The sequence below is a fragment of the Shewanella sp. GD04112 genome (assembly GCF_029835735.1).
Classification (GTDB): domain Bacteria; phylum Pseudomonadota; class Gammaproteobacteria; order Enterobacterales; family Shewanellaceae; genus Shewanella.
Genome location: NZ_JAOEAL010000001.1, coordinates 2464864 through 2478222, shown reverse-complemented (window position 1 = coordinate 2478222; position 13359 = coordinate 2464864). Strand labels below are relative to the sequence as shown.

Sequence of the window (13359 nt, the reverse complement as noted above, 5' to 3'; positions counted from 1 at the left end):
TTAGAAGCCCTCCGCTTTGGCAATATTCACAAGGAATGCTTTATATTCAGGGGTTTGGGTGTTGGCATCGCCCACAGATGAAGTTAGCTCGTTGACGATATAACTCTTTTGCGTCAGGGCCTCGTAACTGCCATGGCGTGGAATACCAATGGTGTGGACTTTTTTGCCCTGAACCATCATGGGTTGGAGTCGTTTAGTCACATAGGCCTTAGTGACAATATGCGAGCGCTTGGAGCTTACTTTGACCCAATCACCGTTATTGATGCCCTTTTCCGCCGCTAACGTTTCATCGATTTCGATAAAGTGTTGTGGCTGGGTAATCGCAGCTAGGTGACAATGCGTGGTCCAGTTGTTGAAGTGCTCCGTCATCGAGTAAGTGGTGCCAACATAGGGGAATTCTTCATTGGTACCAAAGCTTTCACGTAAGCCTTTGAACATCCGCGCCACCGGATTATTGGTGACTTTAGGATGCAGCGGGTTACTCGCCAGTGGCGATTCGAACGGCTCATAATGCTCTGGGAATGGACCATCTTTTAAGTCACGCAGGGCAAATAAGTGGCCAACACCATCGGCTTGCATGATGAAAGGATGGGCCGAATCTTCGGCATTCAACTTGGCATTAAAGTCTGGCACATCAATGCCCTGCCACTTGTTGTCCTTGTATTCGAGCAGTACACGGCTCGGATCGCGCGGCTTACCTTGCACGTCGCAGGAAGCGCGGTTATACAAGATACGGCGGTTTGCAGGCCAAGCGAATGACCAATTCGGGGTAATGCCTTTACCGGATGGATCGCTATTATCACGACGCGCCATGAGGTTGCCCGCTTCGGTCCACATTCCCGAGTAAACCCAAATACCGCATGAGGTTGAGCCATCGGCTTTTAACTCGGAGAAGCCATTGAGTAGCTTACCGGTCGTGAGATCATAACCATTCATCTCCTGCGCGATTTCCTCGGAGCTGGGTTCATGCTCCATCGCGTAATCCCACTTGATGGCTTCAATCGGCTCAGGTAAACGGCCGCCCTCTTCACGGTATAAACGTTTTAATTCCAGCATGATGCCAGAAAGAATTGCCGGATCTGATAAGGCTTCGCCGGGTGGATTGGCGCCCTTAAAGTGCCATTGTAACCAACGGCTCGAGTTAGCAATTGAACCACTTTCCTCAGCAAAACAGGTTGTGGGTAAGCGGAAGACTTCAGTTTGAATGCTGGCGGTATCCACATCGTTAAACTGACCCGCATTGCGCCAGAAGCTGGAAGTTTCATTTGCCAGTGCATCGAGCACTACTAAGAACTTCAGATTAGATAAGCCCTTAGACACTTTTTGCTTATCGGGCTGGGAGTTAAGTGCGTTGATACCTTGGATAAAGTAGCCATTGACCTCACCGTGAACCATCATGTCGATTTGCTTATTGATATCGTACTGTTGGTCCCACTTTGGCAGCCAGTCATAACCATAATCGTTTTCTGCGGTGGCATGATCACCGAAAAACGCTTTTAACAACGACACGGTAAAGGCTGGGTAATTGTGCCAATAGTTGGTTTGGTTTGGTCTTAAGGCTTTTGGGGTGTAATGGGCTAAATAGTTTTGTAAATCAACATCTCTATCTTGAGGCAGTTTCAGGTAGCCAGGTAATCCTTGGCACAATAAACCTAAGTCTGTCGCGCCTTGAACGTTTGAGTGACCACGCAGCGCATTCACGCCGCCGCCCATGATCCCCATATTGCCAAGCAGCAATTGGATCATCGCCATGGTGCGGATGTTTTGCGCGCCGACGCTGTGCTGTGTCCAACCGAGGGCATACAGGAAGGTTGCGGCTTTATGGTCAACATGGGTCGCCCCAATTTGCTGACATACTTCAAGATAGGCGTCTTTAGGCGTACCCGTGATGCTGGACACTGTGTCAGGATCGTAGCGATCAACGTGTTTTTTCAACAGGTTAATCACGCAGCGTGGATGACTTAAGCTAGGGTCAACCTTGGCGTAGCCCTCTTCATCTAACTCATAGAACCAAGTGGATTGGTCGTATTTATGGTTAGCCTCATCGTAGCCACTGAATAAACCGTCGTTAAATTCAAAGTCTTCCCGCACGATAAACGTGGCGTTGGTATAGGCTTTGACATAGTTAAGGTTGATTTGCTGTGTTTCGAGCAAGTAGCGGATCATGCCGAGCAGGAAGGCAATATCAGTGCCCGAACGAATAGGCGCATATAAATCGGCGACGGCAGCACTGCGGTTAAAGCGCGGATCGACCACAATCAACTTGGCGTTGTTATGCTCCATCGCTTCTGTCACCCAACCAAAACCAACGGGATGCGCTTCTGCTGCATTACCACCCATCACAATGGCCAGATCGGTATTTTTCATATCCGCCCAGTGGCTCGTCATAGCACCGCGGCCAAAGGTGGGCGCCATTGCGGCTGGTGTTGGGGCGTGGCAAACGCGGGCGATGTTATCTATCCCTAGCATACCAATGGCACGGCCGAACTTATGGGTGATGTAGCAGCCTTCGTTTGCTTGGGCCGATGAGGTCATCATGCCTAGGCTGACTAAGCGGTTAACGGTTTGACCCTGGGCATTTTTTTCAACCAGATTGGCATCGCGCTCGTCTTTGATGAGTCTTGCGATACGCTTAAAGGCCTCATGCCAGCTAATGCGCTGCCATTTATCCGAACCGGGTAAACGCACTTCAGGATATTTCAAACGGTGGGGGCTGTTTACATAGTCAACCAAGCCTGCACCCTTAGGACACAGAGCACCGCGGTTAATTGGATTATCGGCATCGCCCTCAATATGAAAAATGCTCTGCTCCGCATTCTTCCCGTTGCTGCTCTGGCTGTACATCAACAACCCACAACCCACAGAGCAGTAGCAACAATTGTTACGCGTCTCTTTTGCGCGTAGCAATTTAAAACCTCTGACGGATGCAAATGCCTTTTCGGACATCAACCCCAGTGCAGAAATAGTAGAAGTCGCGGCTCCCACAGCACAGAGTTTAAAAAACTGTCGTCTATTCATTGTCATTTCACACACTCTCTTTTATGTGCTCACTAAGTTGCAGCGCGTACGCTGCAGGCTTGAGTAGAGAACTTAACCCTACTCATGGTGCGAGTATAAAAAAGTGACTAATAATGACAATTTCTAACAGGTGATCAAAATCACATTAAGACTTCAAAAGAATATTTAACCAAAATAAGTTGTTTATATGATGTTCGCTGGAATTAAAATCTATAAAAATTGCAGATTGCGATATTTAAGTGATTTTATCGACATGGACATTTTGATTAGCCATTTTGTCCACTTTGTACCAAGTTCCATTTGGGGTAAATCTTATTGTTGACGCGCATCACAAAAGTGACGGCGATTGGTCAAAATATGAATGAAAATACCGATTAGGCACTTTTAGAGCAAGATCACAATTTAAGAGAAATGATCGGCAGAAAACAACCGTTTTTCCAATGGATGTTGCTAACAGTGGTCTCTATCAATGTAGCTAGCAGTGAGTTAAGCGGTATAAACGGCAGCGAATAGTTGCCACTTGAGTGATGAAAACACCTTAGAAAATCACTTATCTATCCTCAGTGCAGAGCGTTTTGTAAGCAATAAATTGATTCAATAAAAGGTATTAGCGATTTTTATCGCAAACTAACCGTTAAAGCGCGGACTGTCTAAGCCACAAATTCCATTTAATTGGTAGATAAACACATCGCCGGCTTGCGGTTCTTGCTCTAATTGCGATGCCTCAAGTGAGTGTTTGGCACTGGTGACGATCAACAGATCGCGTCTTTCGCCGCCAAAGGCGATGCTGGTTGGATGGGTAACGGGCAATTTGAGGATAAGATCGACTTCACCATTGGGACGATAGCGCACCACTTGGCCACCGCCCCACTGGGCATTCCAGAGGTAACCCGCCGCATCGACATCTGAACCATCAGGGAAAATATGATGGCTGGTGGTCGCAAAAAGGCGCTTACGACTTAATAAACCCGTTTGGATATCAACATCATATTGATGGATTTGATGTGTTGGCGAATCGGCATGGTAGAGCGTTCGTCCATCTGGACTCCAGCATAGGCCGTTGGAGATTTCGAGATACGTTAGGCGTTGGTGGCAATACCCTTTCTCGTCAATGCAATACAGGGCGGCGTGTTGTGCTGCACTTTGACGTTGTTCCACCATAGTGCCTGCCCAAAAACGCCCTTGCCTATCGATGCGACCATCGTTAAAGCGATTTCCCTCAATCTGAGCCTCTGGCTGCGCCAGCCATGTCAGGCTTTTATCTTCAAGATCATAGAATGCAATACCGATATCGAATGCGACGATAAGTGTTGTAGGCATTACCGTGAGGCCAAAGGAGCCGACGCGATGCGGCATGGGGAAAGTATCTAAGGTGCGGTTGTCGAGATGAAAACGATAAATCACAGCGGATAAAATGTCGGTCCACCAAATGGATTGGTGTAACTCATCCCATAACACACCTTCACCAAGGCGGTTGCCAACAGGGATTGTCATCAACAGCTCGCCAACCGTGACCGTTTGCATGATTTACTCAAGACATCCTTTTACCCAGAATGGCCTTATTCTTAAACAAGGCGTTGGATGACGCAAGGGCAAAAGGAAAAGATAAATGTTTCTTTCTATTTAGCTTTTATTTTGTGGTGCAGATTTGCTGAGCACAACCAGTGCAATGCCACCGAGGATGGCACAGGAAGCTGCCAATAATCGAAGGCTCAGGGGTTCACTCAGCAATAGCACTCCCCCACGGCAATTAACGGCACACTCAATTGTACAGTAGCGGCGTAAGTAGATGACAATAAAGGTAATATAGAATACCAAATTGCATAACCTAAGCCTGAAGCGATGGCGCCTGAGACTAACGCATAGATAATTCCCATCTGACTTACCGCTAAGGGATCTCGAACTAATAGCAGTAATAACAGTGCCATCGGCACAGTGCGGATAAAGTTGCCCGCACTGATTGGAATGGGATGCTGGGCCCCTTTGCCTTTAATCGAGTAAATCCCCCAAGCGACTCCGGCGCTTATCATCAGCAATGAGCTCAAAAGCGGCGGCGCCGACAGCCCGGGTAACAACAGAAAAAGCAACCCCGCGGCTGCGCAGGCCAACCCAAACCATTGTCTGGTATTAAAGGGTTCTTTTCGGTACAGCCCATAGCCAATCATGGTGGCTTGAACGGCGCCAAAGAGTAGCAGTGCCCCCATTGAGGCCGTCATATTGATATAGGCGTAGGAAAACCCCGCTGCGTAGACAAACAATGCCAAGGCTGAGCTCCAATGGCCCTTGGCCTCCAATGGCCCTTGGCCTCCGGTGCAGGCTTGTTAAGGCTTAATAGCAAGAGCATGATGGCCCCAGACAACAAGCGGATCAGGGTAAAGCTGCAGGCATCGATACTGCCATCCTTTAACGCAAGCCGGCAAAGTATCGAGTTACAGGCAAAGGCCAACATGGTAAGCGTCGTTAGCATAAATAGACGAAAAACAGTCATCAAATTCCTTAGTCGCGGATAACCAAACTCAATTGCAATGTTGCAGACAATAAAAAAGCACCCGAATGGGTGCTTTCAGTATAGACAGCTAATCTAGATTATTGATTAGATTCGCCAAATAAATCAGCCACATCTTGTTCAGTAATCGCTTCGTCATAGAACTTGATTTCATCGATTGCCCCTTTGAAAGGCACATCCCAGAAGTTAACCCCGACCGCAAACTTAGTGGTCGGTACTGAGAATATGTTCGGGAAGTTCGCGCCGGTAAACTTCAATTCACCATTGATATAGACCTTCACCTCGCCGCCATTCACTGTGTACGCAAGGTGCGTCCATTGGGATTTTGGCATCACAAAACCAGTTCTACCGTCGTACCATGCTGTGCCTGACCATAACACCATGCGCTCATAATCATTTTGACCGCCTGGTAAGACGCTGGTCCAGCTGGAATCCGTCGCATAACCAAACAAGGCTGTAGTGTACTTATTCAGCTGCTCAGGGTTGAGCCACATTGACACTGAATAGGTGTAGTCTTTGATAAGGTTATTCGGCAATACAATACCAGAGGCACCATCAAAGACCGCCGCCTTGCCTACCGCGCCATCCACATAGCTGATTTTACCGCCTTCAACGCCAATCAGGTTACCCACTACAGTGCCCGCGCCGAAGTTAGCGGTACTGTCGTTAAGATTGTCTTCAAAACTATAGATTGCGACCGGTGTTGGCGGATTCTTAGCTTTAACGGTTGCCGTGAAGACTTTGGTTTGGGTCGCATTACCCAGTTTTAAGGTCGCCGTTAAGGTGACAACCTTGTCTTCTTCACCACGAACAGGTTGCGTTACGCCACCATGAGTATCAATAGTCGTTGGATCTGACGATTCCCATGAAATGGCCGAAGCATAAGGACCCGTTACTGGCAGTTCGATGTTTTCACGCACCGCCGATAAGTCGCCTAGCTCCAGAATGGCCGTTGCTGAGGACAAGAGTTCACTATCGGCTAACTTGTCGATATCGAGGGCTTTGACTTCTTCAGCCGTTAATGCCGCTTCATATACTTTTAGCTCATCGATAAGGCCGTTGTATGGAACATCCCAGTAGTTAACCCCAAGACCGAAAACGCCCTGAGCCCCCGTAAAGTAGTTGGCAAGGTTACCGCTGCTAAAGCGCTCAACCCCGTTGATAAAGACTTTAACGAGCCCTTTATTGACGGAGAACGCCAGATGCGACCAAGTGTTTTCAGCGATGCGCTCACCCGTTACACCATCAAACCAGGTCTCCAGTACTGAGCTGCCACTGGTATCGATATTATGGCTCCAGAACATGGTATTACCGTCCCAGCCCTGTGGCAGCAAGCTGACCCAGGTATTGGAGAACTTGCTACCATCTTCAGCGGTTTGCTCGTTAACTGCGCCGAAGAATGCCGTGGTAAATCCTGTGATAACCACAGGACTTGCCCAGAAAGACACTGTGTACTCGTAGCTGGAGATAATGCCCGATGGCAGTAACACCCCGTGGGCACCATCTAATGATAGGGCTTGTCCTTCAAAGCCTGTGGCGTAACCAATGGCATCACCCGCTTTGAAGATCCTATCGCCAGTGGGTTGACCATCACCAAATAAGCCTAGGGAATCCTTGAGGTTATTCTCGAAGCTGTAGTGGGCAATACGGTTATAGGTTTTATGGGCAAATACGGTAATTTGGAAGGTTTTAGTCACCTTCTTACCGTTGACCATAATTGTCGCGGTTAAGGTCACGACCTTATCGCCCTCGCCAACGTTGGGTCGGATAATGGTGCCATCGGTTCTGATTACTGACTCGTCGCTCGATTTCCACTCGATAGTTGACCCACGGGTACCTTGTGTCGGTAAGGCGAGCGTGCCTTCGGTGACTTCGGTCGGCAGGCTAATGCCATTTGCCGATGCCGATAAAATTTCCTCAGTGGTTTTATCGGTGAGCTTCACGCCCCAAATACTCACCCCATCATTAGAAATGGCGCTAAAGGTTGGCATGAGTTTGTTTTGCTCAGGATCCCATTGCCAGGCGAGTACGCCTTCAAAAGTGCCTAAATTGTCTAGTATTAAGGTGATTTGGTTGTCATCGCCCTGTTGGTAACTACCAGTCACATCGCCGGAGACAGTGCCTTTATTGGTCCAAGTACGGGATAACTTCACATGGACTGATTTGTGTGCCGCGGTATTAATATTTTTTGCGTGATTAATAAATTGATAATCACCAGTAACATCGATTTCATCGACAATGTTATCGCCGTTGATCGGTGCATAACGATGTGGTGAGGCAACTAGCCAACCATCGCTGTTGAGAAATAGTTCATGCACGCGCACGCTGTGACCTTCGTCGGTATCGGGGAAGCGCGTATGGAATACTAAGAAGTATTTGCCCGTTTGTGCATCATAAAAAGCGGAGTTGTGGCCGGGTGACAGGTAACCGTGATCATGACCCACATCGCCCGGGTGGGCCACAAATTGGAAACCGCCCATCAGTTTGACACCATAGTCGGCGATATTGCCTGCGGCCGTTGCGCCAATCATGTCCAGACCCGCAGCATCCACATAGGGACCGTTAGGATTTTTAGCGCGAGAGATACGAATGTTGTAACCGTCTTTCTGGGCGAAGCCGCCAAAGGAGGTAAACATATAGTAGTATTCAGATTCTGGGCTATAGATAACATAAGACCCTTCAATCGCACTATAATTGCCGCCCATGATCTTAGTGCCATAGCCCTGATCCGCTAACGGTTTACCCGTTGCTGGATCTAACTGCATCACCCAGATCCCGCCGGAATAGGAACCATAGGTCATCCACAGGCCGCCATCTTTATCGTAAAACACGGCGGGATCGATAGCGTTAGGGTCGACAAAGCCATCGTAAATTTGACCGTTTGCGCCAGGGTTTTCAGCCCCCTCTTGACCTGATTTCAGGATCAAGCCTTGGTTAACATAAGGGCCTAAAATATTGTCAGAGGTGGCCATCCCCAGATAGGAGCGCGATACGCAATCAATCTTATCGGGGCCGCCACAGAAGTCGTAATAGAAATGGTACTTACCGTCGGCAAGCTTTATCACATCCGGTGCCCACGAGCCAACAAAGCCACCCGTCCATGCGGTGCCTTCCGCGATTTCTGACTCATAGGTATTGAACAGGCTGCTCTCGGCTGCACCATCTGAGGCAATTTGTGTCCAGTTCATTAAATCAGTAGAACTGGCCACCGCGAGGTGGGAGCCGAAAACATAATAGGTGCCATCGGTATCTTTAATGATGGAAGGATCATGAACCACTGCATTTTTGTAGCTCACCTCACCTGCAATTATCGGATCCGCCGATGTCATAGGGGGAGGAAGTGTAAAGGTATTTGTGTCGTCTGCACTATAGCTGCTGTCGTCCCCACCACAGGAGGCTAGTGCCATGATCAAGCTTGCTGACACGAATGAGCGTTTAAGCACCATGAGCGTCGTTCCTTTTATTGTTGTGTTTGATAATTAGGTTAGCGTGTATCAATGTATCAAATGTAAAAGTAATACAATACTACTGTAACACTAAAGTTACATTAGCATTATGGGGATAGAAGTAAATATCTTGTGACAGAGATTTGTGAGATTTTGCAAAACATTTGACGTTAAGGTCAGCTTGCTTGACCAGTCTAACCTATTCAATCAAGACAATGCTTTAGTCGCCAAACCTTAACGCCATTCAATAAACTCGTTTAATTTCATGTTGATAGTGTTTATGCATCTTTTCGTCGCATTTTAGCGAAATGTGATCTTGCTTTCCTATTGCGTCAAACAGTGAGTTGACATGCAAATAGTCATACAATATTATTTTAACAGTTCTGATAAATTCTTAACCTCACCCGTTGAAGCGAAATTGGTTTAACGCGGTGCACTATACGCTACAAAATAGGCAACAAAATTCTAAATTTTCAGGGACACTGTGGGGATGTCCGTGACTCTGAAGTGGAATAAAAAAGACCGGGACGTCAGATGGTGTCTTAGGCTACCGGATCAAATAATAAAACTACCGGAGATTAACTAGATGTTTAAACAGACTTATTTGGCAAGTGCTATTCTGCTTGCTCTTGCTAGTCAAGCGACGTATGCGGCAGAAGCTGAAGCGACACAACCGCCTCAGACGGAAGAAACGTCACGCCCCTCTTCTGGCGGTAAAGCGCAAAATAACGAAGAGATGGAGATCATTCAGGTTCAGGGGATCCGTGGTAGTTTAAATAAAGCGGTAGAACTTAAACGCCAAAACATTCAAGTTGTCGATGCCATTATTGCCGAAGATATCGGTAAGTTCCCAGATAATAACGTGGTTGAAGCCTTGCAACGGGTAACGGGTGTTCAAGTGACTGACCGTGCATCAGGTGAAGCCAATACCGTGAGTATTCGTGGTTTAACCGACGTAACCACTACAGTTAACGGCCGTCAAGTTTTCACTGCAGCAGGTCGTGAAGTCGCTATTGCTGACGTACCTGCGGCATTACTCGGCAGTGTTGAAGTCTTTAAAACCCGCTCTTCTTCTCAAGTCGCCAGCGGTATCGCGGGTCAAATTGACATTCGTACCCATAGACCTTTTGATTTCCAAGAAGAAAAAATTTCGGTAGCAGCCAAAGGGATTTACTCTGATCAGCCTGACACTATCGATCCCAATTTCAGCGCCTTAATTAGCGACCGCTGGGATACCAGCATCGGTGAAGTCGGCGCATTAGTTAACGTCTCCTATATCCGCACCAACTATAATGATCAAGTGGTTGCACCTGGCGCATCAATGCCCTATTACGCTGAAACTGGTGTCCAAATCCCTGATACTTATTGGAAGCGTGGCCTAGCCCATGGTTTAGATACCAGTGAAGGGGCATTAATCAACGGTCAGGAATATCTGCTCATGCGCGACGCCGTATTCCAAAATATGAATAACGGTGAGCGTGAACGTCCAGCACTGAACCTATCATTGCAATGGGCGCCAACTGACACTTCCGAATATCTTTTTGAAGCATTCTATAACGGTTATCGTAATGATAACTTCAACTCTATGCTCTTTAGTAACGTAGATTCATCCGCTAACTGGAGCCAAGTGATTCAAGATGGTATTGAAGTTTATGATGGTACCAACGTGGTAAAATCGCGAACTGCCTATAACGTTGACGGATTTAGCAGTTCAGACCATAGCCATAACAAAACAGATAGTTATGTATTTGCCTTAGGAGGTAAGTGGGACTTTGATAATTTGACCTTAAAGTCTGAAGTGGTCTATCAAACCAGTACCTATGAATCACAATTTCTGGCGATGCGCGGTGTAAGCGCGAATAGCACTAAGACTTTCTACGGTGTTGATGTTGACTATAACAACAAAAGTGGTGGTGTACCTAGTTGGGTTTATTTAGATAATCCAGATACAGATATTAATGAGTCTGATTTAACTCAATATGCCCTATGGCAAACGGCTCAATTATACGATAGTGGCGCTAAGGACGAAGGTGATTCAGTTACTTGGACATTCGATGGTGACTATTTCCTCGACTACGGCATATTTACTAAGATGAAATTTGGTATTCGTGCAGAACAACGTGGTGCGAAACACGGACTTTACGATGCCGGTTCCTTAAACACCAACGTGTTATTTAGCGATCTTGACCCTAACATGTTCACCGTAACCTCCGGCTTCTTTGATGGCCGTGGTAATGTGCCGACAAGTTGGGCGATTGCCGATGGTAATTATTTATATGCTAATCGCTCAGCTATTGAAGCTATGTATAACGCCGATGAGCAAGCCCTTGCCATGTATACCAACTATGACATCACCGAAAAGTCATATGCTGCATATATTCAAAGTGATTTTGAAACCGAGTTATGGGGTAAGCAAGTTGATGGTCAAATCGGCCTTCGCTATGAGAAAGCCGATGCAGATATGGATTTCTGGGAACGCAAAAAATATGCTGCAGAGGATGTTGTTGATGACATTCGATACTATCTCGTTCATGACACAGATACCAATGGAAGTGCGGAGTTATTACCAAGCTTAATGGTACGCTTCTGGTTAACTGACGACTTGGTTGCACGTTTTGCCTACACTGAAACGATTCGTCGTCCCGCCTTTGGCGATTTAACCACTGCGATTTCTTATACAGAGGACTTAACAAAGCTTGGGTTCGGTCAAGCTTCAAGTGGTAACTCTAAGTTAGAACCTACTACTTCACAAAACTATGATTTCTCATTGGAATATTACTTTGGTGAAGGATCTTCCATATTCGGTACTTATTTCCGTCGTGATATTGAAGGTTTCGTATTTAACTCTTCTTCTACTATTACCCGTGAAGTTGACGGCGAAACCAAAAAATATATTTTAAGCCGTCCAGAAAACGCTTCAAACGGAAAGCTGACAGGATTTGAGCTAGGTACTGTATATTTCCCAGAGAATATGCCTAGTTACTTAGATGGCTTAGGTACTCAAGTCAGTGCAACCTTCTTAGATTCAAGCCAAGACATTCCTGAGTTTGACTCTGAGAGTGGTGAGCAAATTGGTACTACAACTCGTGAACTATTCGGTGTGTCTGATACTTCTATGAGTGCGGTATTGATTTACGATAAAGACGATTACAGCGCGCGTTTATCATACACTTGGCGTGATAAATTCTTAAGTGCGTATGATGCAGGTAGCTTTGCAATGCCACGCGGTATTTACCGTAAACCTGAGCAGTCACTTGACTTCCAGTTCAGCTACAACATCAGTGATGAGTTTGTATTAACCTTCGATGCGACAAATATTCTTGATGATATCTATCAAGAATACTACGAGGACTCAGTACTCTATAACCGTACGAACAGTATCTATACTCGTACTTTTGCATTGGGTGCGCGTTACTCCTTCTAATTGACCACTGTTGTTTAAACCGAAAAAGCTAATCCTGTGGATTAGCTTTTTTATGCTTTTAATTTAAATGCATAGCAAAAGCCTTAGCCGTGCTTACGTACTTGCTGGCCATCAAACTGCTTTTGTCTCTGGTCAAGCTTTGCTAGTTTTATGCTCCCACTCTTCCTCAAATATTGACTATGCATACCGCTTGGTTCGATTTTACGCTGATCCCTATCGATATCTTTGCCCTGCTGACAATGACTGCGGCGTTTACTTCGTTTTTTACCGCCTGCTTCGGGATTGGTGGTGGCGTAATGTTATTAGGCGTGATGGCGCAAGTCCTTCCGCCACAAGTGATTATTCCTCTCCACGGCGTGGTGCAATTGGGCTCGAATCTGGGCCGCGCACTATTAGGTTGGCAGCATGTGCAGTGGTGGCTTATCAGTCGCTTCTTACCCGGCGCGCTCGTTGGTGCCGCCTTGGGGAGCTTAGTGTTAGTCGCATTGCCGCCAAAGGTCATGTACCTCACCATCGCCCTGTTTATTTTGTACTCCTGCTGGGGACCCAAAATCCCCCGAGTGGTGCTGGGAACAGTCGGAACCATTATTGCCGGTGCTGTCACAACCTTTATTTCGTTATTTGTTGGCGCGACAGGCCCCTTAGTGGCGGCCTTTATCAAACAATTAGAGGTTGACCGTTTTCGCACTGTCGCAACCTTTGCGATGGCGATGTCCCTGCAACATGGCGTCAAAATTATCGTTTTTGAGGGGCTGGATAGTCCTATCCTGCCGTGGTGGCCGCTGCTGCTCTGCATGATTTTAAGCGGCGCCTTGGGAACCTGGCTTGGCTTTAAGATGTTAGCGCGGGTGACGGATAAACATTTCGGCGTCGCCTTTAATTGGGTGCTGACACTGCTGGCGATACGCTTACTGTGGCAGGCCTTGGTGGGATAAAAACTATGGTATAAAAGAGCCTGAATAAAA

At 46.9% G+C, this 13359-nt stretch carries 5 protein-coding genes and 1 pseudogene; 2 read left to right on the top strand and 4 right to left on the bottom strand.

Going from position 1 to position 13359, the window contains the following annotated elements; translation table 11 throughout:
* The 4 genes and pseudogenes from fdnG to N7386_RS10955 all read right to left on the bottom strand — a co-directional run bounded on the left by fdnG (position 1) and on the right by N7386_RS10955 (position 8970).
* Positions 1 to 3018 (bottom strand): formate dehydrogenase-N subunit alpha, encoded by a 3018-nt coding sequence (gene fdnG, locus N7386_RS10970; protein ID WP_279768500.1) that lies wholly within the window; start codon positions 3016 to 3018, stop codon positions 1 to 3.
* 627 nt (positions 3019 to 3645) lie between these two features.
* Positions 3646 to 4542: an SMP-30/gluconolactonase/LRE family protein gene (locus N7386_RS10965; protein ID WP_279768499.1), complete on the bottom strand. Its 897-nt coding sequence runs from the start codon at positions 4540 to 4542 to the stop codon at positions 3646 to 3648.
* A gap of 99 nt (positions 4543 to 4641) precedes the next feature.
* A pseudogene (locus N7386_RS10960) lies at positions 4642 to 5506 on the bottom strand (DMT family transporter).
* A 98-nt stretch (positions 5507 to 5604) separates the two neighbouring features.
* A complete protein-coding gene (locus tag N7386_RS10955) occupies positions 5605 to 8970 on the bottom strand; it encodes a LamG-like jellyroll fold domain-containing protein (protein ID WP_279768497.1) in 3366 nt (1121 codons plus the stop codon).
* Between the two features lie 586 nt (positions 8971 to 9556).
* On the opposite strand from N7386_RS10955, the gene N7386_RS10950 reads away from it, so the two are divergent.
* Complete coding sequence (locus N7386_RS10950; protein ID WP_279768496.1) at positions 9557 to 12394, top strand: TonB-dependent receptor; 2838 nt, start codon at positions 9557 to 9559, stop codon at positions 12392 to 12394.
* A gap of 179 nt (positions 12395 to 12573) precedes the next feature.
* Positions 12574 to 13329, top strand: a complete 756-nt coding sequence (locus N7386_RS10945; RefSeq protein ID WP_011717060.1) for a sulfite exporter TauE/SafE family protein — start codon at positions 12574 to 12576, stop codon at positions 13327 to 13329.
* Positions 13330 to 13359: the final 30 nt, after the last annotated feature.